Source organism: Nocardia sp. NPDC058480, assembly GCF_042720495.1.
Classification (GTDB): Bacteria; Actinomycetota; Actinomycetes; order Mycobacteriales; family Mycobacteriaceae; genus Nocardia.
This window is the reverse complement of record NZ_JBHXMN010000001.1, coordinates 529,106-553,887: the sequence shown is the minus strand read 5'-3', so window position 1 is coordinate 553,887 and position 24,782 is coordinate 529,106. Positions and strand designations below refer to the sequence as shown.

The following is a 24,782-nucleotide window of genomic DNA, read 5'->3' as shown; positions in this document are numbered from 1 at the left end:
AGTCGTGACTGCAGATGCAGCTGTGCCCATTGATCGCTCGCTTCGCTCACTCATGATGGGCACTACTCTAATCCGGGTGGCAAACACGAATCGTCCGGCTCCGCCAGTTCCGCCGCCGCTCGCGCCCCTGATCGATGCCCACACGCACCTCGATGCCTGTGGCGCAACCGATGCGGAGTCGACCACGGCCATCGTGGACCGGGCCGCCTCGGCCGGTGTGGGACATGTGGTGACGATCGCCGACGATCTCGCGGCCGCGCAGTGGGCCGTGCAGGCGGCGCAGTGGGATCCGCGGGTGTACGCCGCCGTCGCGTTGCATCCCACCCGGGCCAACGCTCTCGACGACAAGGCCAAGACCGAGCTCGAACACCTCGCCACCGACCCGCGCGTGGTCGCCATCGGCGAGACGGGCCTCGACTACTACTGGCCCGGCAAGCTCGATGGCTGCGCCGATATCGAAACCCAGATCGAGGGTTTCCGCTGGCACATCGACCTGGCCAAACGCGTGCGCAAACCGCTGATGATCCACAACCGCGAAGCCGACCACGACCTGCTCACGGTGCTGCTCGACGAGGGTGCGCCGGACACGGTGATCTTCCACTGCTTCTCCTCCGACGCCACGATGGCGCAGGCCTGTGTGGCGGAGGGATATGTGCTGAGTTTCTCCGGCACCGTGAGTTTCAAGAACGCGCACGAACTGCGCGAGGCCGCCAAGCTGGTGCCCGACGACCAGATCCTGGTGGAAACCGACGCGCCGTATCTGACGCCGCACCCGTATCGCGGTGCGCCGAACGAGCCGTACTGCCTGCCGTACACGGTGCGCGCGCTGGCCGAAGTGCGCGAACAGGATCCGGAGACGCTGGCCGAGATCACCACCGCGAACGCGCGCAGGCTGTATCGGATTCGGTAGTCCGATTCGTCTGTTCGGCAGGGGGCTGGACACCAACCGTGAGTCGGCTCACATTGCCCTGCTCACGCCGTTATCTACCAGCGCTGTCTATATCGAATCGTGATCTACGATCCCGCTGATCGGACTGCCTGGTGTTGTCTACCGCGCACCTCGTCGTTATCGTCCTGTAATCATGTCGGCTTTTGCGCGGATCAACTCGTCACGTTCACCGCTGCTGTTCGCAGCGGTGGCGGCCATGCTGCTGATTCTGCTCGTCGGCGCCTCGCTGGCCATCGTGAACCACAAGACGGTCGCGCTGGTCGTCGACGGCGAACGGACCGAGCTCTCGACGATGTCGCGCGATGTGCGCGCCATCCTGGCCGACGCGGGCTACGAGATCGCCGAACACGACGAGGTCGTCCCCGCCGCGGGCGCGAAGGTCGGCGACGGCGCCACCATCACCTTCAACCGCGGCCGCGAGATCACGGTCACCCTCGACGGTGTCGAGCGCAAGGTATGGACCACCGGCACCACCGCAGGCGACGCGCTCGCGTCGATGCAGATCCCGTCCGACACCCACGTGCTGCCCTCGCGCACCGAGAAGCTGCCCCTCGACGGTGCCGCGCTGAGCGTGTACACCCCGCGCAATATCTCGCTGGTAGACGGCGGCGCCGCCCCGGTCGATGTACGCCTCGCCGCCGCGACTGTCGGTGAATTCCTCGCTGCCGCAGGCGTTCCGCTGAAGGACGAGGACTTCACGGAGCCTGCCGCGACGACGCCGCTCACCGAGGGCATGCAGGTTGTCGTCACGCGGCAGCGCACCGAACAGCTCACCGAAACCCTGCCGCTCGATCCCACCGAAACGGTGATCGAGGACGTGACCATGAACATGAGCCGCACCGTGGTCGAGAACCCTGGCATGCCCGGTCTGCACGAGGCGACGTTCGCGGTGAAGATGGTCAACGGTGTCGAAGCCTCACGCGTGCAGGTGAATTCGAATGTGATCACGCCCGCCCAGCCCAAGACGATTCGCAAGGGCGCCAAGCCGGGGACCGAGGTGCCGCCGGTGCGTGACGGTGCGGTGTGGGACGCGCTGGCGAAGTGCGAGTCGACGGGGAACTGGGCTATCAACACCGGGAACGGTTATTACGGTGGGATTCAGTTCGATCAGAGCACCTGGGAGCGGCAGGGTGGGTTGAAGTACGCCCCCCGGGCTGATCTGGCGAGCAGGGAAGAGCAGATCGCGATCGCTGAGGTGACTCGGGCGCGGCAGGGGTGGGGCGCTTGGCCCGCGTGCACCGGACGGTTGGGGATCAGCTGATCCCGCTCGGCCCAAGGCTGAGGGTTCTCTGTCATTCGTGGGCCAGGCGCGTCATCCGGGCTCCGGCGGCGGTCGATCTGTACTCTCGTCCAAGATCTTGACCGCCTGGTAGAGAGGCCGACCTGTGCTGAAGATCCCGATCCGGGTGACCGTTGTCGCCGCGCTGGTCGCGAGCGCTTTCGCCGCCGCCGGGTACACCCCGGTGATGGCAGCGCCCCCCGGTTCGCTCATCTCGGTGCAGGCCGAACCCGATGGCTGGCACGGGCTCACCAGGGGTGCGTCGGTCGAGTATTGGATGACCGACTCGGCGGGCATCGAGCGCCCGGCCAGCGGCGCGATGTTCATCCCCGAAGGTGACGCCCCGGTCGGCGGCTGGCCGATCCTGGCCTACGACCACGGCACCTCCGGCTCCGGCCCCGGTTGCGGCGGTCAGGCCGACCCGGAAACCGCGCCGTTCCAGCAGCAGCGTGGGGGCGAGGACCGGCTGCTCCAGCGGTTCATCGGCCAGGGCTTCGCCGTCGTCGCGCCCGATTATCTCGGCCTCGGCCGTTTCGGCACCGGCCCGCACCCGTACCTCGAGGTGCGCAGCGAGGCGACCGCGACGATCGATCTGGTCCGCGCGGCCCGCGCCGCCAACCCCGACCTCTCGCGCACCTGGAGCGTGCTCGGCGTTTCTCAGGGTGGTCACGCGGCGCTGAGCACGGCGCACGTGCAGGCTGAGTACGCCCCTGAGCTGGACTTCCGTGGTGTCGCCGCGATCGATCCGGCCTCGGACGTGGAGAAGATCCTGCCGTTCGTCGGCCCCGCGACGCCGGATGTGCCGGGGCTGTCCAGCGCCACCACCTCGTTCGTCGTCAGCATCCTGGCCGGTCTGCGCGCCACCGACCCCGGGCTCGACATCGACTCCTACCTGACTCCGCGCGGCAAGGAGATCGTCGACGTCGCGGGCAGTCAGTGCCTGGACGAGATCTTCGTGTCGACCAAGGGCGTCACCGCCGCCGACCTGCTGGCGCGTCCGCTCGCCCCGCTGCGCGATCCGCTCGCGGCGTACATGATGCTGCCGACCAGCGGTTACGATGCCCCGATCCTGCTGTCCATGAACGTCGCCGACATGGTTGTGCCGTCGCCGCTGCATGCGGCGCTGGTCGCCCAGCTCGCGGCCAACGGTGTCGATCAGCAGGTGGTCCTCGGCAACGGTGAGCACGGCTCGACCTCGCCCGAACAGCTCGCGGCCATCGACGGTTTCCTCGCGCGCGTCAACGCCGCCCCGACGCAGCGCTGAGCTGCCCCATCGGCGAGGTTGGTAGGTTTTAGCAGTGTCCGAACCAGAGAATTCCGCTCGCGGTAACCGTGCCGCATTGCTCGGTCCCGCCGAGGTGCGGACCCTGGCCGAACGTTTCGGCGTCCGACCCACCAAGCAGCTCGGGCAGAACTTCGTGCACGACGGCAATACCGTGCGGCGCATCGTGTCCGCGGCCGGCGTCGGTGCGGGTGACACGGTGCTCGAGGTCGGTCCCGGTCTCGGCTCGCTGACGCTGGCGCTGCTCGACGTGGTCGACCAGGTGGTCGCCGTCGAAATCGACCCCGTGCTCGCCAACTATCTGCCCGAAACCGTCGCCGATCGCGCGCCCGGCCTGGTCGAGCGGCTGCGCGTGGTCGAGGCCGACGCGCTGCGGGTGCGCCCGGAGCAGCTGCCCGCCGTGCCGACCGCGCTGGTGGCGAACCTGCCCTACAACGTGGCCGTGCCGGTGCTGTTGCACCTGCTCGCGACGTTGCCGAGCATCATGGTGTCGCTGGTGATGGTCCAGGCCGAAGTGGCCGACCGGCTCGCCGCCGAGCCCGGCAATCGGGTGTACGGGGTGCCGAGTGTCAAGGCGGGTTTCTTCGGCAAGGTTCGCCGCGCCGGTCACGTGGGGACGCAGGTCTTCTGGCCGGTACCGCGCGTCGAATCGGGTCTGGTGCGGATCGACCGCTATGTGGAACCGCCGTGGCCGATGGACGAGGCGCATCGCCGACGGGTGTTCGAGGTGATCGACGCGGCGTTCGCGCAGCGGCGAAAGACGTTGCGGGCAGCGCTGTCCGGATGGGCGGGATCGCCCGTCGAGGCCGAGCGCAGGCTCGTCGCCGCGGGTATCGATCCGCAGGCACGGGGCGAGACCCTCGAGACCGCGGCGTTCGTCCGGTTGGCGGCGACGACCTAGATCGTCGAATCGTGGGTTCTCGCAGGGGAACCCGCAGTACACCGGCCGTTCATCGGCGCGGGTCGCGCGGCCGCTGTGAAAGCAATTGTGGATAACCGGTTTTCGCCGCGTCCTGAGTTGATCATGGTCCGCGGGCGGCACTCCCGGTTGAACCCCGAAATCGTGTCTCATCACGCTTGGGGATGGATGTGGATGACATTGTGGATGATTCGTTGTGCGACGCGACGTGGGTGAACCCGCGGTGAACGTGGTCCCTGTCACTTCGCCGTCGAGTGGCCTGGTCCCTGCTGGGCGGGGGCGCTGCCTCGCCCAGCAGGAGTGGAGTCAGGCGCTCAGCGCGTAGCCCGCTTCGTCGACCGCGGCGGCCACCTCGGTATCGGCCAGTTCGCCCTCGCTGTCGACCCGGACGAGACCGCTGGCGAGGTCGACATCCACACTGGTGACGCCGTCGATCTTGCCGATTTCCTGCTTGACCGAGCTGACGCAGTGTCCGCAGGTCATCCCCGTGACGGTGTAGGTGGTGGTGGCCATGGCCGACTCCTTCGCTCTTCGAACATACGGTCCAGGGGTATGTCCCCGATACGAATGAACATACCCCCCATGGGTACCTGGCGCAACCCTGTGTTCGAGCGGTGGGCATTCGACGTGCGTGCTCGTCGGTGGAACCTATTACGCTGGGTAATCGTGCTGTCAGTTGTGCCCAGCCCGGTCGTCGTGCGAGCTCCGTCGAAGGTGAACCTGCATCTCGGAGTCGCTGATCTGCGTCCGGATGGATTCCACGATCTGACCACCGTCTTCCAGGCATTGTCCCTCGCCGACGACCTCCGATTGGCCCCATCGGCCTCGCTCACCGTGCGGGTCACCGGCGAAGGCGCTGCCGAGGTGCCCACCGACCGCACCAACCTGGTCTGGAAGGCCGCGGTCCGGCTGGCGCACCTGGCAGGCCGTGCCCCGCTGGTCGAGATCGCCATCACCAAGGGCATTCCGGTGGCAGGCGGCATGGCGGGTGGCAGCGCCGACGCGGCCGCGACCCTGGTGGGGCTGAACGAGCTGTGGGACCTTGGCCTGACCCGCGAAGAACTGTCGACGATCGCCGCCGAACTCGGCAGCGACGTCCCGTTCTCCCTGCACGGCGGCACCGCCCTCGGCACCGGCCGTGGCGAACGCCTGCTTCCGGTGCTGTCGCGCAGCACCTTTCACTGGGTCCTCGCGCTGGCCAAGGAAGGCCTGTCCACCCCCTCGGTGTTCCGCGAACTCGACCGCCTGCGCGCCGAGGGCGAGCCCCCGCGCCTCGGCGACCCCCAAAAACTCATGCAGGCATTGGCCGCCGGCGACCCGCACACCCTCGCGCCGCTCCTCGGCAACGACCTGCAGGCCGCGGCGCTCTCGCTGAAACCGGAACTGCGCCGCACCCTGCGCGCGGGCGTCGGCGCGGGCGCGTTGGCCGGTCTGGTCTCGGGGTCGGGGCCCACCTGCGCGTTCCTCTGCGAATCGGAGGAGGCCGCGATCGGTGTCGCCGCGGAGCTGGCAGGCGCTGGCGTGTGCCGCAGCGTGCGCACGGCCACTGGTCCTGTTCCGGGCGCCCGCGTGCTCGACACCGAGGCGCACTCCACACGCTGATGACCACCAGCTGAGTCCGGCCGCAGCGGTGCCGGTCAGAGCGACCGGCGGCGTCCACTATGATCGCAATCAACAGACCTCGCACGAACATGGGTAACTCACCGGGTAGGGGCCAACTGGTCCAGCAATCCCCCCGTCGGACGCCGACGCACCGCAACCCCGCACCTATGTCTGGCCTCGAGTCGCGGAGAGGCGGCAATGCCCAACCTGATCAACCTGGAACAGGTGTCCAAGAGCTTCGGCGTCAAGCCGCTGCTGGATGACGTCTCCCTCGGAATTCACGCGGGGGAACGGATCGGGGTGGTCGGCCTCAACGGTGGCGGTAAGACCACGCTGCTCGAGGTCCTGACCGGACTGGAGCCGCCCGACAAGGGCCGGGTGAGCCGGGTCGGTGGGCTGCGGATGGCGGTGGTCACCCAGCGCGGTGTACTGCCCGAGGGCGCGAGCATCGGTTCGATCGTGTTCGCCGGGCTGTCCGACGACCTGTCCACCGCCGATATCGCCGACCACCAGTGGGCCGCCGACTCTCGTGTGCGCTCGATCCTCGAAGGCATCGGCATCGCCGATCTGGGCCTCGACACCCTCGTCACGAACCTCTCCGGTGGCGAACGCCGCCGCGTCGCCCTGGCGGCGGCCCTGGTGCGCGATCTGGACCTGCTGGTCCTCGACGAGCCGACCAACCACCTCGACATCGAGGGTGTGCAGTGGCTGGCCGAGCACCTGGTCGCCCGGCGCACCGCGCTCGTCGTCGTCACCCACGATCGCTGGTTCCTCGACACCGTCGCCAACCGCACCTGGGAGGTCGTCGGCGGCAAGGTGGAGGTCTACGAGGGCGGCTACGGCGACTGGATCTTCGCTCGCGCCGAACGCGCACGTCAGGCCGACGCCTCGGAATCGCGCCGCCAGAACCTGGCCCGCAAGGAACTGGCCTGGCTGCGCCGCGGCGCCAAGGCTCGCACCTCCAAGCCGCGCTACCGCGTCGAGGCCGCCGAGGCGCTGATCGCCGATGTGCCCGCGCCGCGCGACTCGGTCTCGCTGGCCGCGTTCGCACGCAAGCGCCTGGGCCGCGTGGTGATCGAACTCGAGGATGCCGCCCTCACCACCCCCGACGGCCGTGTGCTGGTCGACGACCTCACCTGGCGGCTCGCGCCGGGCGAGCGGGTCGGCCTGGTCGGCGTCAACGGGTCGGGCAAGACCACCCTGTTGCGCGCGCTGGCCGGGGAGACCGAACCCGCCAAGGGCAAGCGGATCCAGGGCCAGACCGTGCAGATCGGCTGGCTGCGTCAGGAACTCGACGACCTGCCCACCGACATGCGGGTGCTAGAGGCCGTCCAGCAGGTCGCGCAGCGAATCATGCTCGGCGACAAGGAGATCTCGGCGGGCCAGCTCGCCGAACGGCTCGGTTTCACCCCGGCCCGCCAGCGCACCCCGGTCGGCGACCTCTCCGGTGGCGAACGCCGTCGCCTGCAACTCACCCGCATCCTGATGGCCGAACCGAACGTCCTGCTGCTCGACGAGCCGACCAACGACCTCGACATCGACACCCTGCAGCAGCTCGAAGACCTGCTCGACAACTGGGCGGGCACGCTGGTGGTCATCAGCCACGACCGCTATCTGGTCGAGCGCATCTGCGACTCCACCTGGGCCCTGTTCGGCGACGGCAAACTCACCAACCTGCCCGGCGGCATCGACTCCTACCTGGCCAAGCGCGCCACCATGGCGGGCAACAGCAAGCCGCTCACCGCGAAGACCGGTGGCGCCTCGACGGATTCGTCCGACCGCCGCGCGGCCCGCAAGGAACTGTCGAAGGTCGAACGCAGCATCGCCAAACTCGACGAGCGCGAACAGAAACTGCACAAGGCGCTGGCGGATGCCGCGACGGACCCGGACAAGCTGGTCAAGCTCGGTGCCGAGCTGAAGGAAGTCGTCGCCGACAAGGAAGCCGCGGAAGAACGCTGGATGGAACTGGCGGAGCTCGGCGAGGGTTAGGTCGCGGTCTCGCGACCGTCAGTGATGACTACCGGTAGACAAGTCTGGACGAAGTCGGCGCCGAATTCGGTGAGCAGGATGCTGCGGTAGGTCACCTTCGTGCCGAAACCGGGGCGCTTCAACGCTTCCCGCACCTGCTCCTGGGCCTCGATGACCTGGTAGCGGTGCGGGTTGCCGACGGGGTCGCGGGTGGACTCGATGAGCCCCAGTCTGCGCAGGTTGGGCAGGTACTGCGGCACCCGGTTCGGAAATCGCAGGCCCGCGTGGTCGCCCAGCATGGTGAGTCCGCTGATCAACCGCTCGCCGCCGAACGCCCGCTGACGCCCGGTGCGCACATCGATGGCCGGCTGCGGCCCGTCGACGTGCAGGAATCGCAGGATCCGTGCCTCGTCGGGCGTGATCTCGGCGAGGATGCCGGGATAGGCCGGATGGGTGTCGGGCTGCGCGGCGTGCGTGCTGGCGGACAGGCGGAGCAGTTCGGCGCCCTGCTCACGCAGGGTCGGTGTGCCGTCGTCACCGCGGTGTTCGGTGCCCGTCGGCAGGCCGAGCGCGTGCCGAAGCCGGTCGCGCACTTCGGTTTCCGCTTCCGCGAGCACCTCGCTGGGCGGAGTGCCCGCCATGCTGCCGCGCAACACCGTGACCGTCACCCCGAGCGCGGTGTCCAGCGTCCACAGCGTTATTCCCGAGGCAGCGGTGAGCGCTACCCGCGCCACACCGGTGGCCGCACGAACCGTGCGTACCGGTGAGACGGGCAGCAGCCCACGCTTGTCGGCGGAGACCTCGAGCGGCGGTACCGATCGTCGCACCAGCTCGGTGGACGGGGTCCCGTCGTCTACATCCATGTCGTCGCTACTCCTGTTCCGAAGACCAGGATGTGAGCGTATCCGGCGAGCAGTCCCAGCGCGCCGCCATGGACAAAAAGCAACCATTCGTCCTGTTTGATCGCCGAGCGCAGCATGTCCACGAAGTCATGTGGGGAAAGTGCGGACATTTGCCGGGCGATGTAGTCGTTGACCTGCCTGCTCTGCTGAGCATTGAACGCGGGATCGGCGAACGCCATCGGCGCGATCGTCATGGCCTGCGTGGTGAGAGTTGATTGCAGCGTGTCGTATTCGCGGCTGCCGAGCATGAACTTCACCGCGGGCCGGGCGGGTCCGAGCGCGCGGTCGGCGGCCGGGCGCAGGGTGTCCTCTAGCATCTGCAGGGTCCGGTCCGAGCGCGGGCCATTGAGCAGCTCGTCGCCGATATTGGCCACCGTGACGACCTCGGTGGACACCAATGCCGCGTAACCGGCGGTGATTTCGGGCTGGCGCTTGATCAGCAGACCCTGCCGCCACGGGCACCACCACCTCGGCGTGGCAGGCGCGAAGATCATATTGATGCCGATCCAGTTCACCACCCAGCCGATGATGATCCCGCCGACCGGCAGCACGACCAGCGCCGAGAGCCCGGTGGTGTGCAGCGCCAGGACCAGCAGCAGCCCGCAGGGCGCGCCGAAATAGAAGCCGAAGTTCTGCATGAACCGCAGTTCCTTGGCGCCGAGCACCTGGAACAGCTGGTTGAGCAATTGCGGTCGCGCCTGGAAGTAGCGGATCACCATCTGCTTCACGTCGAGCAGCTGATCGATATTGGCGCCGAGCTCCATGGTGAGGTCACGCAGGATCTCGGGCAATTGTGAGCGCACCCGCTGATGGATCATCTCCCTGACCTGAACAGGCAGGTTGTACCAGAGCTGCGGATGTTCGCGACGCAGGATCACCTCGACGATGTCGCGGATCTGCGCGTCGGCCACCTCGGCCAGATGTTCGGCCAGCTTCTCCGGGTCGAGCTCGCGATAGAAGTCGGAAACACTGCCCAGCTTGGACAGACCCTTGTCGACCGCGATGCTGGCCATCTTGTCGGCGCGCGAGGGCACGATGCCCTGCCAGCCGATCCGGCCGTCATAGCTGAGCAGCGGCAAGACCTGAATCCGCTTGGGCAGATAGGGGAAGACCGCGCGCAAACCGGGCAGTCGGAAACCGTGGAATTGGATCGGCTGGAACAGCATGAGAATGCCGGACCAGTTGGTTATGTATCCGATAATTCCTGTGAAAAGAGGAATGGTCAGAATTTCAAGCAGGAGTGTCGGGTGTAACCCGAACACGCTCTCCAACACGACACGCCCTCCTGCCGATACCCGGTGACCACCGCCTCACCGAGAACCAAAAATTTATCACCCCCGCGGCGAGGTGACCCTACTGTGAGATGAGGAACCGGGTCCATTCGTCGTGTGTCAGGCCACAGGGTAGTGTCTGAGACATCAGTCACAGAACCCGTCCTGAATGCCGTACTCACCCTGGCTAGTCGGAACAATGACCATCACCACATTTCGTGACAGGCCACAACGGCGCGCACAGGGGGCGCGCGGTGGCGAGGACTGTTCACATGGCGAGACTTCGGAGTAGGACGTGACAGACGACAGGACCGGTCAGGACCTGGCCCGTGCCGGTACCCGCGCCGTCGAGCGCAGCTCGGATGTCGAGCAGCGACAGATCAGCAATGAAGCACGGTTGATCCGTGGCGTTTTCCGTGCCGCCGGATTGGCCGCCGGTACCGCGGTGCGCGGCAGCCAGTGGGCTGTCGGCACCACCTATGAGGTCACCAAGGAGCTGGCGCAGGCGGCGCTGGACGGCGAATCCTCCGCCGATATCGCCGAGCGCACCGGCAATGCCCTTCGCTCCATCGCGCGCAGCGCGCTCGGTGTCACCGAGGGGTCGGTGCGCGAGATCGTCAGCTATGTGCCGACGCCGAACGGCGCGTCGCAGCAGTCCATCACCGTCGGCCCGTACCTGCGCTCGGCCACCACCGATGACCTGCGGCGACGCGGCGACGCGTTGCTGGCCCGCTCGGCCGACGTGTACTTCACCGAGGACGTGCACCCGGCCTACGACCGCATCCTCGACGAGGTCGCTCCCGACGAGGCCCGCATCCTGCGGTTCATGGCCCTCAACGGGCCGCAACCCTCGGTCGACGTCCGTACCAACCGACCGCTCGGCATCGGCTCGGAGTTGGTGCAGGGCGACCTGACCTCGGTTCCCGAACAGGCGGGCGTGCGCTACCCGGACCGCTCGCGGTCCTACCTGATCAACCTCAACCGCCTCGGTCTCACCCTCACCTCCGACGATCCGGTCGTGCTGAGCCGATACATGGTGCTGGAAGTGCAACCCGTCGTGGAGCAGGCGCTCAAGAAGGCGGGCCGCGCGCCCAAGATCGTGCGCAAGAGCCTTCGCCTCTCGGAATTCGGTGAAGACTTCTGCCGCACCTGCTTCACCATCGGGTAGCCCAGACACTCCGGGTCCGTCGGCGCCGGAGGTCACACTCCGGTGTCGGCAGTGATAGCGATCTGATACAGAACGGGCGGTGAGCCACTTCTGGTGGGATCGTGGAGAGATGGAGCAGGGCCCGGAAACCCCGAACGTGCACGTCGACGAACCTGTCGCGGCCGCGTGGGTAGGCCCTGCGCCGTTGCTGCCCGGTGATGACACGCCGTTGGTCACCGGGTCGGACTCGGGGGAGGCATGGATGGCGTCAACGCCGTCGGACGACGACGAACAGCCGGCCCCGATCGAGCGCCCGCCGGATCACCCCGACGACCTCATCGCGCTCAGCAGGCTCAAGTACCGCTATCTGCGCAGCCTCGACACCAAGTCCTGGGACGAGTTCGCCGACACGATGATCCCCGAGGCCACCGCCACCTACAGCGAATACCTGCAGTTCGAGTCGCGCGAGGCCTTCCTGGCCTTCCTGCGCAACACCCTCGGACCGCACGTGATCACCGAGCACCGCTGCGACCACCCCGAGATCGATATCGACGGTGACACCGCCACCGGCACCTGGTATCTGGCCGACACGGTGATCATCCCCGAACACAACATGTGCCTGCGCGGCGCCGCTTTCTACACCGACAGCTACGTGCGCTGCGACGACGGGCATTGGCGCATCTCGCACACCGGGTACGAGCGCACCTACGAGGTGGTTCTCTCACTCAGCGACCTGCCCAGCCTGCGTCTCACCGCGAGCCGCTGGGGCATGATCGCGCAGGAGAACCACATCTCCTCGGTGGAACGCAATCCCGGCCCGGCCGCATGATGACGCCGACACTCGGCCCGTGCACGGCCGGAGGGAACGCGTAGGTACGCCTGACCGCCGACCCAGACAGCTTCTGCTCAGTCGGCCGTCGCGACCAGTGGTTCCAGCGTGAGTTTCGGGTGTTCCTTCTCGATGTACTGCAGCCGCCACTTGTCGCTGAACAGCGCCAGAATCACGCCGTCGGTGCGGGTGAACACCTCGACACCGCGCTGGCGATCCAGCTCGGGCGCCGACTCCGCGTCGGTGCGCCGGGCCAGGGTGAAGGGGAGGAAGTCCAGCTGGGTCTCGACGTTGAACTCGCCCTGCATCCGGGCCGTGACCACCTCGAACTGCATCGGACCGACAGCGGCGAGTACCGGAGTGGCATCACCGCGGGCGTCGTTGCGCAGCACCTGCACCACGCCCTCGGAATCGAGCTGGTCGATGGCCTTGCGGAACTGCTTGTACTTGCCCGCGCTCTGCGCGCGCAGCGTCGCGAAATGCTCGGGGGCGAAGCTCGGGATCGGCGGGTACTCCACCTTCTTCTCGACGAACAGCGTGTGGCCCGGCGCGAGCGCGGTGGCGTTGACCAGACCGACCACATCGCCGGGGTAGGCGGTGTCGACCGTGGTGCGCTCGCGGCCGAAGACCGTCAGCGCGTACTTGGTGGCGAACGGGCGCCCGGTCTGCGCGTGGGTCACCACCATGCCGCGCTCGAATTCGCCGGACACGATCCGCATGAACGCCAGCCGGTCGCGGTGCGCGGTATCCATCCCCGCCTGCACCTTGAACACCACCGCGCTGAACGGGTCACCGGTGGTGCGTTCCTTGCCCGTCACGTCGGCACGCGAGCCGGGCGCGGGCGCCAGTTCCACCAGCGTCTCGAGCAGTTGGCGCACACCGAAATTCAGCATGGCCGAGGCGTAGATCACCGGCGAGGTCTGGCCCGCCAGGAACATTTCCTGGTCATGGTCCTGCCCGGTCGCCGAGAGCAGTTCGCTCTCCTCGGTCGCTGTCGTCCAGGCCTCGCCCTCGCGCGCTTCGGCTTGGGCGGAAGTCAGGTATTCCTCGGGCGCGATGGTCGCGCCACCGGCGGTGCGGGTGAAGTGGATGTACTCGCTCGCCTCGCCCTCGGGCCCACGGCGCAGCAGGCCGCGGAAATCGCCCGCGATGCCGACCGGCAGGAAAAGGGGAGTGGGCGTGAGGCCGATCCGCTCGCTGATCTCGTCGAGCAGTTCCAGCGGGGCCTGACCCGGCCGGTCCCACTTGTTGATGACGGTGATCACCGGGATGCCGCGGTGGCGGCACACCTGGAACAGCTTGAGCGTCTGCGGTTCCAGACCCTTGGCCGCGTCGATCAGCATCACCGCGGCGTCGACGGCCGTGAGCACCCGGTAGGTGTCCTCGGAGAAATCGGAGTGGCCGGGAGTATCGACGAGGTTGATCACATTGTCGATATCGGATCCGGCGGCCCGGTAGTTGAACTGCAGCGCGGTCGAACTCACCGAGATGCCGCGCGCCTTCTCCATCTCCATCCAGTCCGACACCGTCGACTTGCGACCGGCCTTACCGTGGATCGCGCCCGCCTCGGAGATCATCCTGGCGTGCAGGGCCAAAGCTTCGGTGAGCGTCGACTTACCCGCGTCGGGGTGCGAGATCACGGCGAACGTGCGGCGACGGGCCACCTCGGCGGGCAACCCGCGTGGGGTGGGGGCGACGCCTTCTCCGGACTCGGTCAACGGTCGAACCTTTCGCAGTGGTCGGCAACCTATCCAGAGTAAAGGTCTGGTCCATCGCCAGGTCGACGGGGTGTTGGCGAGGCGCGGACCTGATTTTCGCGGGCGATTCGCGTGCGGTATGGTTGGCGGGTTGTCTCGGCGAGGGTGAGTGCCCGTTTGGTGCGCACACCGTGATCGACGCGGCTCGGCTGAGTTGTTTGGGCCGTCCTCGTTCGTTCTTCGTCCGACGAGTAGACCTTGACCCCGGAGTTGGGTCACCCATGACGAGCCGTAGGAGCGCATTCGTATGTCCGACGCCAATCTGATCGAAGCCGCCGTCCGCACCGAGTTCGGTAAGGGTGCCGCTCGCCGTACCCGTCGCGACGGCAATGTCCCCGCCGTGCTGTACGGCCACCACTCCGAGCCGCAGCACCTGTCGCTGAACGCCAAGGCGTTCGCCGCGATCCTGCGTCTGCACGGCACCAATGCCATCCTGAACCTGCAGATCGACGGCCAGCCGCAGCTGGCGATGACCAAGTCGGTCGTCGTCCACCCGATCCGTCGCTACATCGAGCACGCCGACCTGCTGATCGTCAAGCGTGGCGAGCGCGTCACCACCGACGTCAACGTCGTCGTCACCGGCGATGCCGTTTCCGGCGCCCTGATCACCCAGGAACTCAACACCCTGTCGATCGAGGCCGACGCGATGAACCTGCCCGAGTCCATCGAGGTCTCGGTCGACGGCATCGCGATCGGCACCCAGATCCTGGCCGGCGGCATCGCGCTGCCCAAGGGTGTCACCCTGGCCGGTGACCCGGAAGCCCTGATCGTCAACGTGATCGAGGCGCCGTCCGCGAAGGCCGAAGACGAGGGCGAAGCGGCCGCGGAGACCGCCACCGAGTCCGAGTAAGACCGCGCACTACGATTCGGGCAATGACCGAATCTTCCGGGCCCGCGCTCGTAGTCGGACTGGGTAACCCCGGCCCCGAGTACGAGCGCACCCGCCACAATGTGGGCTTCCTGGTCGCCGATGTGCTCGCCGAGCGCGTCGGCGGCCGTTTTGCTGTGCACAAGAAGTCCGGTGCCGACCTGCTGCAAGCGCGCCTGGACGGACGTCAGATCCTCATCGCGAAGCCGCGCACCTACATGAACCTGTCCGGGCGGCCGGTCGCCGCGCTGGCGAAGTTCTTCTCGGTGCCGGTGGATCAGGTGATCGTGGTCCACGACGAGCTGGATCTGCCGTTCGGGACGCTCAGGCTCAAGCAAGGCGGCGGCGAAGGTGGACACAACGGGTTGCGGTCGATCTCGCAGGCGTTGACCACCAAGGAGTATGTGCGGACCCGGATCGGGATCGGGCGTCCCCCCGGTCGGCAGGATCCGGCCGATTACGTGCTCAAGCCCTTCTCCGCGCCGGAGCGCAAAGAGGTTCCGGTGATCGTGGAGCAGGCCGCCGATGCGGTGGAACTGCTATTGAAGGTCGGGCTGGAAGCGGCCCAGAACAACCTGCACTGAGTTTTTGGAGCGCTGGCGCGCTCGAGCGCGGCCCCTGGGGGGCCGCGAGTTAGCCACCGTTGCTGGCGGCTGCGCCGCGGACGCAACGGCGGCTAACTCGCGGCCGGGCCGCTACGCCGCTGCGCGGCGGACCCTCCTCGAGGTCGGGTCTTGGGGCTGGGTTGTGCGGTCATGGCGGACTTGGGGTTTGCGGTCGGGTGGGGCTACCGCAAGTGCACCGCCGTGGCGGAGCGGCGGAGTTTGCCCGAGGAGGTCTTCGGGAGGGCTCCCGGTCCGAGGACTGCCACCGTGCGGGGGCGGGCACCTACCTCGGTGAACACCTCGTGGACGATCTCCCGCTCGATGCGCTTCACCTCGTCGGCGTTCTGGTAGTCGTTGGATTCGACTACCACCGCGAAGCTTTCGCGCTTCTCGCCCGAGTCGAGGCGCACCGCCACCGCGTTGCCGGGGCGGACTCCCGGTACGCGCAGCGCGGCTCGTTCGATGTCGGTGGGGTAGATATTGCGGCCGCCCATGATGATGACGTCCTTCATGCGCCCGCAGACCACCATCAGGCCCGCTTCGGTGAAGTAGCCGATGTCGCCGGTGTCGAGCCAGCCGTCGGCATCCTGGGCGGGCCGGAAGCCGTCGACGGTGACATAGCCCGAAGTGACCGCGGGACCACGCAATTCGATGACACCGACGGACCGAACCGGCAGCGGCTGGCGTTCGGCGTCGACGACGCGGCCCTCCAGATCGTCGACCAGGTGCCCCAGTGTCGGCAGCCTGCGTGGCGTGCCGTGGTGGCCGTCCTCGGCGATCGGTACCGCCTTGCCGACAACTTCGAGCAGATCGGCGTCGATCACGTCGAGCACCTGCCCGTGGCCGACGTCGGGGATCGACACGGCCAGGGTTGTCTCGGCCATGCCGTAGACGGGCGTGAGCGCCATCGGGTTGAGCCCGAACTGTTTTCCCGCCGCCGCGAGGGCGATCATGGTGTCGGGGTCGACCGGTTCGGCGCCGTTCCACATGTAGCGCACGCTCGACAGATCCATGGTGCCCGGTTCGGCTTGGCGCAGCCGCCGCGCCAGCAAGGAGTACGCGAAATTCGGTGCGGCGGTGACTGTTCCGCGGTACTTGTCGATCAGCTCGGCCCACAGCAATGGTCGTGCCAGGAAGTCCAGCGGCGTTACGCACACCACCTCGGCGCCGAATTGCATAGGCACGCTAAGGAATCCGACCATGCCCATGTCGTGGAACAGCGGCAGCCAGCTGACCATCACGTCGTCGTCGAGCTGGAATTTGACCCGATTGAACATCGCGTGCGCGTTGACGTAGAAGTTGCCGTGCGTGATCCGGACCGCCTTGGGTGATCCGGTCGACCCAGAGGTCAACTGCTGCAACGCGGTATCGCTCTCGGTGGTCGGCACCGGATCGGTGTCCGCGCCGCTGTGCAGCGCCTCGATCGACACCACGGTGATCCCACGTTCCCGCAGCACCGGCTCGGCGGCCGCGAACGGCGCGCCGAGTACGACCGCCTTCGCGTCGATCATCCGCAGCACCGTTTCGGTGTCACGCACCCAGACCGCGAGGTCGGTGCGTGGCGTCGGCTGATGCAACATCGTTATCGAAGCGCCACGCATCCAGATGGCCTGGCAGGCGGGCGCGATATCGGCAGGCAGACCGGCCAGCACGCCGACAGCGTCGCCGTGCCCGATCCCTGCGGCCGCGAGACCACCCGCCATCCGCCGCGCCTGGTGATGAATATCCCCCCAGGTCTGCCGCAGGGGCGCCTCCGGCTCTCCGGTGACCAGCCCCTTGGTGCTGGACATCGCTGTGCCAAACATTTCGTCGGTGAACCTGCTCAACGTCGGTCTCCCTTTACGCCAACGATCGGTTACGGCCGTGCTTTGCACTCCCAACAAAGAAATCCCGCCCCGCCCCGCGCGTGTTAACCCAGGCTGACACCAGCACCCCTGCTGTTGCGCCCTAGACAGCGAAGGTGGCTGCGTAGCGGTCTACGTATGGTCTACCCGATAGCGTGGCAATTTCCCGCATCAGCAGATCTGTTGCCGCTCTGACCTGGGCATGATGAACAGCTGCGGGATAGTGCCTGGCTGGGTGGACGGTGATGCGTACCTTGGTGAAACGCAACAGTTTCCGACCGCGAGGATTCATGCGATCGGTACCGTCCAGGACCACGGGCACCACCGGTGCCCCGGTGGCCATGGCAACGCGCAGCGCCCCGGTGCGACCACGATAGACCCTGCCATCCCGTGACCGTGTGCCCTCGGGGTGAATTGCCCAGGCGCCGCCGTCGTCGAGGATTCTGGTGGCCGCCGCGAGCGCGTCGGCGGCCGCGTCGCCGCCGGTTCGGTCCACCGGTACCTGGCCCGCGGCGGTGAAGAACCAGCGCTTGCATCGCCCCCGGATTCCCGTCCCCGCGAAGTACTCCTGTTTCGCCAGGAAGGTGAGTGGCCGTGGGATCACCAGGGCCAGGTAGAGCGAGTCGATGAATGCCAGGTGATTGGCCGCGATGATCACCGGGCCGGTGCGTGGAATGTGCTCGAGCCCTTCGACGTGCGGGCGCCCGAGCAGGCGCAGGGCCGGGCCGATGAGGATGTACTTACATAGCAGGTACCACATGGGCGACCTTTCCGTAGACAGTGTCTACAGAACCCTAGTAGACACTGTCTACGTATGCGACGGCGAAAGCCGGCGACCCGGTGTGCAGAATTGCCGGTATGCCTGAACCATTGCGCGAGCGCCTGATCGACGTCGGTGTCGATCTGCTCGAAAGCGATGGCTTGGGCGCGCTCGGGCTGCGTGCCATCGCACGGGCCGCCGGTGTCTCACACGGGGCGCCGCGACGGTGGTTTCCCACGCACGCGGCGCTGCTCGCGGCGATCGCGGCGCGCGGATTCGGGGAGCTGATCGCGCGGTTCGCGGTGCTCGCCACGATCGATGACCCACGCGAACGATTGCGTCGGATGGCGGTCGACTATGTGGATTTCGCGGTGTCGCGGCCCGAGATGTTCACGCTGATGTTTCGCCACGATCTGCTGGCTGGTTCCGGCGAGAACCTGCGTGCCACGACGCGGCCGCTGTACGGGCAGGTGGTCGAGCTGGTCGCGGCGGTGGCACCGGAGTCGGCGCCACAGCGCGCGCTGGCCCTGTGGACCAATGTGCACGGCCTGGCGACGATCGCCGTCAACCGGACGCTGGAAATCGTTGCCCCCGATCAGGACCCGCGGGTGCTCGTTGACCGGATCGTCCGCGAGCACCTCGCGGGGCTCAGCGGCTGAGGTCGGCCAGCGTCGTCACGAAGCGGTCGAGATCGTCCGGGCTGACGAAGTAGTGCGGGGACGCCCGCAGGACGGCGGGCAGAGTGCGCTCCGACATGTCGAGCAGGGTCGAGCCCGCGTGGCTGACGGTGACGGTGATCGCGTGCTCGGCGAGACGGTCGCGCAGCTGTTCGGGGTCGTGGCCGTCGACGGTGAACGAGACGATGCCGCTGTGCTCGGTGCCCAGGTCGCGCAAGGTCACGCCGGGTAGTTCCGGCAGCGTCTTGCGCAGGTGCTCGGCGCGGGTGGCGACGGCGGCGTAGACCTCGTCGGGGCCTGCTTCGAGCAGGTAGTCGACGGCGGCGCCGAGGCCGAGGCGGGCCGCGACACCGCATTCCCAGAACTCGAATCGGGACGCGTCGTCGGCGAGGCGGTATTCGCCGGGGCTCACCCACTCGGCACTGTGCAGGTCTAGGCGGGCCGGTTCCATCGTCTGCGCCAGTTCGGAACGGACATAAAGGAATCCGGTGCCGCGAGGGCCGCGCAACCATTTGCGGCCAGTGCTCGACATGGCGTCGACCCCGAGTTCGGTGACGTCGATGGGCAGCTGCCCGGTCGACTGGCAGGCATCGAGCAGCACCAGCGCACCGGCTTCGTGGGCGATCCTGGTGGCCTCGCCGACCGGGTTCACGAGGCCGCCGTTGGTCGGTGCGTGCTGCAGCGACACCAGTCGAACGCGCTCGTCGAGCATGTCGGCGAGCGCGGCGGTATCGAGGCGTCCGGTGTCGTCGCTGGGAATGCGCTCGACCACGGCCCCGGTGCGCTTCGCGCGCTGTAGCGCGGCGATCGCGTTGCTGGCGTAGTCGGCGCCGGAGATCAGGATCCGGTCGCCGGGATTCAGCGGCACCGAGTAGGCGAAATCAGCCCATGACCGGGACGCACTGTCGCTGAGCGCGATGGTGTCGGCAGTGGCGCCGATGAGGGTGGCGATCGAGGTCTTCACCGCGGCGAGGTCGTCGAGGCGTTCGTTAGCCGCCCGGTAGCCACCGATCTCGGCTTCGCGGTGTAAGTGGGCGATCATCGTGTCGATGACGACCTGTGGCGGCAGGGACGAGCCGGCGCTGTCGAGGAAGATCTGACCGTTGGCAAGTCCTGAGGTGGCGGCTCTGATCGCGGCGAGGTCAAGCATGGTGACGACGATAGCGCCCCGAACCGTTCCCCTTTTCGTCACTTTTTCTGTCGGTGGTCATCGCTACTCTGGAATGAGCGAAACGCAGGTTCCCCGGCAGCACGCAGCACGTGGAGGTTGGTATGGCGGTCACCCTGGAACGTTCTTCGTGGCCAGATTATGCCCCCGACCAGGGCGAACTTTCGTCCAGGGCGGCGGCGGAGGCCTATGTGGGCGGCGTCTGTTTCAAGCTCGGACCACCTGCGCTGATCGGCGCCGAACTGGAGTGGCTCACCGCCGGGCCCACCGGTTCGCGGCCCTCGCTCGACCAGCTGGCAGCGGCCCTCGGGCCGCACGCACCGACCTCCATCGCTCCTGATTCGGCCGCGGTTCCCCTGCCCGGCGGAAGCCTGGTCACCCTCGAACCCGGTGGTCAGATAGAACTTTCCAGCGCACCGTTCGCCGATCCGGCCGCGCTGACGCAGCATCTGCGCGCTGATGCGGCCCGTTTGCGGGATCTGCTCGCCGCCCGAGAGATCAGCACCTTCGCCGCCGCCGCCGATGCGGGCCGTCCCGCCGAGCGACTGCTCCGGCTGCCCCGCTACGCGGCGATGGAACGCCGTTTCGACGGCGTCGGCCCCTTCGGCACCCTGATGATGTGCAATACCGCCGCCACGCAGGTCAGCGTGGACGCGGGCACCGATCCCGCCGAGGTACGAGCCCGCTGGACCGCCCTCTACGCCCTCGGCCCCACCCTGATCGCAGCCTTCGCCTGCTCACCTCGCCTGCACGGGGTTCCGCGCGGGGACTGGGCGTCTCAGCGCATGCGCACCTGGTTGCGCCTCGACCCCTCCCGCACCAGACCTCCGGTGGCCGACTGGGCCGACCCGATCACCGCCTACGCGCACTGGGCCCTCGACGTGCCACTGCTGTGCGTGCGCTGCGGCGATGCGGACGCCGACTGGTCCCCGCCACCCGGCGCCACCTTCGCCGACTGGCTGTCCGGCGCCCTCGACGACGAAGTAGGCCGCCGCCCTACCCGCACCGACCTCGACTACCACCTGACCACGTTGTTCCCCCCGGTCCGACCGTCCGGTCACCTCGAGGTCCGCTACCTCGACACCCAACCCGGCGAAGGGTGGACCACCCCGATCCACCTGTTCGATGCCCTGCTGTCGACCCCGGCGGTAGTCGCTGAAGCAACGGCCCTCGCCGCGCCAACCGCGGGGGACTGGCTGACCTCCGCCCGTTGCGGATTACTCGACCCGCAATTGCGCCGCGCGGCCGTGGATGTGCTCGACCTGGCCGCCGCCCATGCGCGAACATATTCCGCTGCTTCGGAATTGGCCGCCGCAGCCCGCCGATGTCGGTCTGGCCGCAGTCCACTCGCCGAGGTCGACTCGGCCCGCAACGGCGCGGGCGGGTCGAGATGACCTCGCTGTCAGTGGTGCGTCCCCCGCAATTCACCGCTGATCGCCTGCGCGGCAACGTCGCTCGCCTGCCTTGGGACGTTCGTTGGCGGCCTGTCCGCGCGGACCGCCTGCACGTCGGGGCACCTGGTCTGGCCTTCGCTGCCCTCTGTCTGTCCGAAGTCATTGTCGACCAGTCTGTTTCGGAGCTCTCGTGACCCTTTCCGCCCCCGCCGACCACAGCGACCGCGACCGAACGCGCGCCCGGATCGCCGAGGTCCTCGCGCGTGCTCGCCGCCGTACCGCATTGCTCACCGACAGCGTGGACGAGGCCGAACTCGTCGCGCAGCATTCGCCGCTGATGTCGCCGCTGGTGTGGGATCTGGCGCACATCGGGAACCAGGAAGAGCTGTGGCTGGTGCGCGATGTCGGTGGTCGAGAGGCGGTGCGCGCCGATATCGACGAGCTCTACGACGCGTTCAAGCACGCCAGGTCGAACCGGCCCGCGCTGCCGCTGCTCGATCCTGAGCAGGCCCGCGGCTACGTCGGCTCGGTGCGCGAAAAGGTCCTCGATGTCCTAGATTCCAGTGACCTGGCCGGTACTCTGCTGGTGGACAACGGTTTCGCCTTCGGCATGATCGCCCAGCACGAACAGCAGCACGACGAGACCATGCTGGCCACCCATCAATTGCGGATCGGCGCACCGGTGCTGTCGGCCCCGCCCGCACCTGTCGCGCAGGCGCCGGTCGGCGGCGAAATCATCTTTCCCGCAGGCGAATTCCTGATGGGCACTTCGGCGGATCCGTGGGCGCTGGACAATGAACGCCCCGCTCATCCGGTGCACGTCGACGGCTTCGCGATCGATGTCGCGCCGGTGACCAACGGGCAGTTCCTCGCCTTCCTCGACGACGGCGGCTACGACCGGGCCGAGCTGTGGTCGGAACGCGGCTGGGCGCACCGCCAGGAGGCAGGGTTGGTCGCGCCGCAGTTCTGGGCGCGCGACGGGGACGGGTGGACGCGCACGGCATTCGGCGTACGCACCCCGCTGCGGCTCGATCAGCCGGTAGTGCACGTGTGCTGGTTCGAAGCAGAGGCCTTCGCGCGCTGGGCCGGAAAGCGATTGCCCACCGAGGCCGAATGGGAGAAGGCGGCCCGCTTCGACCCGGAAACCGGTGCGTCGCGGCGCTATCCGTGGGGCGAGGACCAACCGGACGCACAGCTGGCCAACCTCGGCCAGCAACACCTGGAACCCGCCGAGGTCGGTGCCTACCCGGCCGGCGCGTCGGCCACTGGCGTGCACCAGCTCATCGGTGACGTCTGGGAATGGTGCTCATCGGGTTTCGAGGCTTACCCCGGCTTCCGCGCGTTCCCCTACCGCGAGTACTCGGAGGTCTTCTTCGGCGGCGACTACCGCATCCTGCGCGGTGGCTCCTTCGGCACCGACGAGGTCGCCTGCCGCGCCACCTTCCGCAACTGGGACCATCCGATCCGCAGGCAGATCTTCGCCGGCTTCCGCCTCGCCAGAGACCTGCGCGAGGACGAACACTGATGTGCAGACACCTCGGGTACGTCGGCCCACCGGTCGGGGTCGGCGAGCTGGTCCTGCGCGGCCCGCACTCGCTCTACGTCCAGTCCTGGGCGCCTGCCGACATGCGCGCTGGGGGCACCATCAACGCCGACGGTTTCGGCGTCGCCTGGTGGCGCCGCGCCGATATCGGCGTCGAAGCGGCCCGCGACGCGGTCACCCGCTACCGCAATCAGGCCCCGATCTGGACCGACCCCGCTGTCGCCGAAGTCCTCGGCCAACTCGAATCCCGCTCGGTGATCGCCGCCGTCCGCTCGGCCACCGTCGGCATGCCGTTGGAACGATCCGCCTGCGCCCCCTTCACCGACGAACACTGGGCCTTCAGCCACAACGGCGTCATCCCGCATTGGCGAACAACCCTCGTGGCCGTCCTCGGTGACCTCAACGAAATATTCGCCACCGCAACGCCCTACGGCGACGGGGCGGCCGCCGCCGAATCACCGGGCCTCGGCGATACGTTCGTTTCCACCGCGCCGGGTGCGCACGACGTGTCTGCCGTGGCGCCGCGGGGTGCGGATGCTTTCGCTGGTGCTCCGTCGGCAGAGACGTCCGCTGCTGGGGTATCGACGGCGGCGCAATCCGCACAACCCGCAGCGCTATTCAGTTCGCCCGCGGTGCTGCTACAGGCTGAGGCGCTCACTGACTCCGCCGCACTGTGGGTGCTGCTGCGGGGTCTACTCCGGGCGATCACCCCCGCGGGCCCGATCGCGTCTGCGGACGAGGCCATACAACTGCTGGTTGCGCTCATTCTGCGCCATCAACCGACGGCCCGCCTGAACCTGTTGCTCGGCAACGGAGTTCAGCTGTGGGCCACCACCTGCTGGCACGCGCTGTCGGTGCTCGTCGCCGACGACTACACCGTGCTGTCCTCCGAACCCTACGACGCCGACCCGCGATGGCAGCCCATCGCCGACCGCCAGGTGGTCGCCGCCACGCCCGGCCACTGCTCTATCACCGATCTCGAACTCCCCGCCACCGAAAGGGTCCGTTCATGACCGCGCCGCTGCTGGATATCCACCTCACCGACGACGATCTCACCGCGGCCTTGCGCACCGACGCCCGCACCGGTCTGACCGCCGATCCGAAGTCCTTGCCGCCCAAGTGGTTCTACGACGCGCGCGGCAGCGAGCTCTTCGAGCAGATCACCGAACTCCCCGAGTACTACCCGACCCGCACCGAGCGAGCCCTGCTCGAGCGGGTCGTCGGCGAGATCGCCGCGGCGGCCCACGCCGAGGTGCTGGTGGAGCTCGGCTCGGGCTCGGCCGCCAAGACCCGCCTGCTGCTGGACGCCCTCACCGCTGAAGGTTCACTGAAAACCTATGTTCCGCAAGATGTCTCGGCATCAGCACTGCGCGGTGCGGCCGACGAGATCGCGGCCGAGTACCCGAACCTGTCCGTGCACGGAGTGGTCAGCGACTTCACCGACACCCTGCACAACCTGCCGCGCGGAGGCAGGCGCATGATCGCCTTCCTCGGCGGCACCATCGGCAACCTGGTCCCCGCCGAGCGCGCCGAATTCCTGGCAGGCATCAACGAGGTCCTCGAACCCGGCGAACTGCTCCTGCTCGGCGCGGGCCTGGTTATCGACCCGGCGATCCTGGTCCCCGCCTACGACGACGCCGCCGGCGTTACCGCGGAATTCAACCGCAATGTCCTGCACGTCCTCAACAACCGGCTCGACGCCGATTTCGCCCCCGAAAAATTCGAACACGTCGCCGTTTGGGACGCCGACAACGAATGGATCGAAATGCGACTGCGCGCCACGGAAGCGATGACGGCTACCGTCGCCGGACTGGACCTGACCGTCGACTTCACCGCGGGTGAGGAAATGCGCACCGAGATCTCCGCCAAATTCCGCCCCGAATCCCTCGCCGCCGAACTCGACACAGCGGGCTTCACCCCCGTCCATACCTGGACCGACCCGGACAACCGCTTCATTTTGGCCCTGGCCGAACGCCGCTGATCGGGTGATTCGCGGACGATTTGCCCGCCGAGCAGAC

21 protein-coding genes and 1 pseudogene are annotated in these 24,782 nt (G+C 67.8%); 15 read left to right on the top strand and 7 right to left on the bottom strand.

The window, feature by feature from the left end; all coding sequences use genetic code 11:
• Positions 1-76: 76 nt before the first annotated feature.
• From ACFWO8_RS02630 to rsmA, 4 genes are all read left to right on the top strand, one after another.
• Entirely contained in the window at positions 77-910 is an 834-nt protein-coding gene (locus tag ACFWO8_RS02630) for a TatD family hydrolase (protein WP_378940757.1), read from the top strand.
• A gap of 172 nt (positions 911-1,082) precedes the next feature.
• Positions 1,083-2,210: a transglycosylase family protein gene (locus ACFWO8_RS02625; RefSeq protein WP_378940755.1), complete on the top strand. Its 1,128-nt coding sequence runs from the start codon at positions 1,083-1,085 to the stop codon at positions 2,208-2,210.
• A gap of 124 nt (positions 2,211-2,334) precedes the next feature.
• Positions 2,335-3,492, top strand: a complete 1,158-nt coding sequence (locus tag ACFWO8_RS02620; RefSeq protein ID WP_378940753.1) for a lipase family protein — start codon at positions 2,335-2,337, stop codon at positions 3,490-3,492.
• A gap of 34 nt (positions 3,493-3,526) precedes the next feature.
• Positions 3,527-4,411, top strand: coding sequence for a 16S rRNA (adenine(1518)-N(6)/adenine(1519)-N(6))-dimethyltransferase RsmA (gene rsmA / locus ACFWO8_RS02615; protein WP_378940751.1), 885 nt, complete (start codon positions 3,527-3,529; stop codon positions 4,409-4,411).
• Positions 4,412-4,735: 324 nt separating this feature from the next.
• Here rsmA and ACFWO8_RS02610 read toward each other — a convergent pair whose 3' ends face one another.
• Positions 4,736-4,942: a cation transporter gene (locus tag ACFWO8_RS02610; RefSeq protein ID WP_358108305.1), complete on the bottom strand. Its 207-nt coding sequence runs from the start codon at positions 4,940-4,942 to the stop codon at positions 4,736-4,738.
• Positions 4,943-5,095: 153 nt separating this feature from the next.
• On the opposite strand from ACFWO8_RS02610, the gene ACFWO8_RS02605 reads away from it, so the two are divergent.
• A complete protein-coding gene (locus ACFWO8_RS02605; RefSeq protein WP_378940749.1) occupies positions 5,096-6,031 on the top strand; it encodes a 4-(cytidine 5'-diphospho)-2-C-methyl-D-erythritol kinase in 936 nt (311 codons plus the stop codon).
• 198 nt (positions 6,032-6,229) lie between these two features.
• Positions 6,230-8,020, top strand: coding sequence for an ABC-F family ATP-binding cassette domain-containing protein (locus ACFWO8_RS02600; RefSeq protein ID WP_378940747.1), 1,791 nt, complete (start codon positions 6,230-6,232; stop codon positions 8,018-8,020).
• On the opposite strand, the gene ACFWO8_RS02595 is transcribed toward ACFWO8_RS02600, so the two are convergent.
• Both ACFWO8_RS02595 and ACFWO8_RS02590 read right to left on the bottom strand, forming a co-directional pair.
• Entirely contained in the window at positions 8,017-8,862 is an 846-nt protein-coding gene (locus tag ACFWO8_RS02595; RefSeq protein ID WP_378940746.1) for an Abi-alpha family protein, read from the bottom strand. The genes ACFWO8_RS02600 and ACFWO8_RS02595 overlap by 4 nt on opposite strands.
• Positions 8,853-10,067: a DUF445 domain-containing protein gene (locus ACFWO8_RS02590; protein WP_378940744.1), complete on the bottom strand. Its 1,215-nt coding sequence runs from the start codon at positions 10,065-10,067 to the stop codon at positions 8,853-8,855. Before ACFWO8_RS02590 ends, ACFWO8_RS02595 begins: the two co-directional genes overlap by 10 nt.
• 400 nt (positions 10,068-10,467) lie before the next feature.
• Here ACFWO8_RS02590 and ACFWO8_RS02585 point away from each other — a divergent pair, with 400 nt between their 5' ends.
• Positions 10,468-11,340: an Abi-alpha family protein gene (locus ACFWO8_RS02585; protein ID WP_378940742.1), complete on the top strand. Its 873-nt coding sequence runs from the start codon at positions 10,468-10,470 to the stop codon at positions 11,338-11,340.
• A 283-nt stretch (positions 11,341-11,623) separates the two neighbouring features.
• Positions 11,624-12,148 (top strand): nuclear transport factor 2 family protein, encoded by a 525-nt coding sequence (locus tag ACFWO8_RS02580; RefSeq protein WP_378943082.1) that lies wholly within the window; start codon positions 11,624-11,626, stop codon positions 12,146-12,148.
• A 77-nt stretch (positions 12,149-12,225) separates the two neighbouring features.
• Here ACFWO8_RS02580 and ACFWO8_RS02575 read toward each other — a convergent pair whose 3' ends face one another.
• Complete coding sequence (locus tag ACFWO8_RS02575) at positions 12,226-13,866, bottom strand: peptide chain release factor 3 (RefSeq protein ID WP_378940740.1); 1,641 nt, start codon at positions 13,864-13,866, stop codon at positions 12,226-12,228.
• 286 nt (positions 13,867-14,152) lie between these two features.
• On the opposite strand from ACFWO8_RS02575, the gene ACFWO8_RS02570 reads away from it, so the two are divergent.
• Both ACFWO8_RS02570 and pth read left to right on the top strand, forming a co-directional pair.
• The gene (locus ACFWO8_RS02570; protein WP_378940738.1) at positions 14,153-14,755 is read left to right on the top strand and encodes a 50S ribosomal protein L25/general stress protein Ctc; all 603 of its coding nucleotides are present in this window, start codon (positions 14,153-14,155) and stop codon (positions 14,753-14,755) included.
• A gap of 23 nt (positions 14,756-14,778) precedes the next feature.
• Positions 14,779-15,357, top strand: a complete 579-nt coding sequence (gene pth / locus ACFWO8_RS02565) for an aminoacyl-tRNA hydrolase (RefSeq protein ID WP_378940736.1) — start codon at positions 14,779-14,781, stop codon at positions 15,355-15,357.
• A 203-nt stretch (positions 15,358-15,560) separates the two neighbouring features.
• On the opposite strand, the gene ACFWO8_RS02560 is transcribed toward pth, so the two are convergent.
• Entirely contained in the window at positions 15,561-17,204 is a 1,644-nt protein-coding gene (locus ACFWO8_RS02560; protein WP_378940734.1) for a fatty acyl-AMP ligase, read from the bottom strand.
• A 121-nt stretch (positions 17,205-17,325) separates the two neighbouring features.
• Positions 17,326-17,982: a lysophospholipid acyltransferase family protein gene (locus tag ACFWO8_RS02555; protein ID WP_378940732.1), complete on the bottom strand. Its 657-nt coding sequence runs from the start codon at positions 17,980-17,982 to the stop codon at positions 17,326-17,328.
• Positions 17,983-18,080: 98 nt separating this feature from the next.
• Here ACFWO8_RS02555 and ACFWO8_RS02550 point away from each other — a divergent pair, with 98 nt between their 5' ends.
• Positions 18,081-18,641 carry a TetR/AcrR family transcriptional regulator gene (locus ACFWO8_RS02550; protein WP_378940731.1) on the top strand — a complete coding sequence of 187 codons (561 nt, stop codon included), beginning with the start codon at positions 18,081-18,083 and terminating at the stop codon, positions 18,639-18,641.
• Here the strand turns inward: ACFWO8_RS02550 and ACFWO8_RS02545 are convergent.
• Positions 18,631-19,809, bottom strand: a complete 1,179-nt coding sequence (locus ACFWO8_RS02545; protein WP_378940730.1) for an aminotransferase class V-fold PLP-dependent enzyme — start codon at positions 19,807-19,809, stop codon at positions 18,631-18,633. The two genes, ACFWO8_RS02550 and ACFWO8_RS02545, sit on opposite strands and share 11 nt — an antisense overlap.
• A 122-nt stretch (positions 19,810-19,931) precedes the next feature.
• Here ACFWO8_RS02545 and egtA point away from each other — a divergent pair, with 122 nt between their 5' ends.
• The 4 genes and pseudogenes from egtA to egtD all read left to right on the top strand — a co-directional run bounded on the left by egtA (position 19,932) and on the right by egtD (position 24,745).
• Positions 19,932-21,221, top strand: a complete 1,290-nt coding sequence (gene egtA, locus ACFWO8_RS02540; RefSeq protein ID WP_378940729.1) for an ergothioneine biosynthesis glutamate--cysteine ligase EgtA — start codon at positions 19,932-19,934, stop codon at positions 21,219-21,221.
• A 190-nt stretch (positions 21,222-21,411) separates the two neighbouring features.
• Positions 21,412-22,746, top strand: coding sequence for an ergothioneine biosynthesis protein EgtB (gene egtB / locus ACFWO8_RS02535; protein WP_378940728.1), 1,335 nt, complete (start codon positions 21,412-21,414; stop codon positions 22,744-22,746).
• Positions 22,746-23,180: pseudogene (locus ACFWO8_RS02530) on the top strand (class II glutamine amidotransferase); the annotation flags it as partial. The gene egtB and the pseudogene ACFWO8_RS02530, both read left to right, overlap by 1 nt.
• Before the next feature lie 593 nt (positions 23,181-23,773).
• Complete coding sequence (egtD, locus tag ACFWO8_RS02525) at positions 23,774-24,745, top strand: L-histidine N(alpha)-methyltransferase (RefSeq protein WP_378940727.1); 972 nt, start codon at positions 23,774-23,776, stop codon at positions 24,743-24,745.
• Positions 24,746-24,782 lie beyond the last annotated feature (37 nt).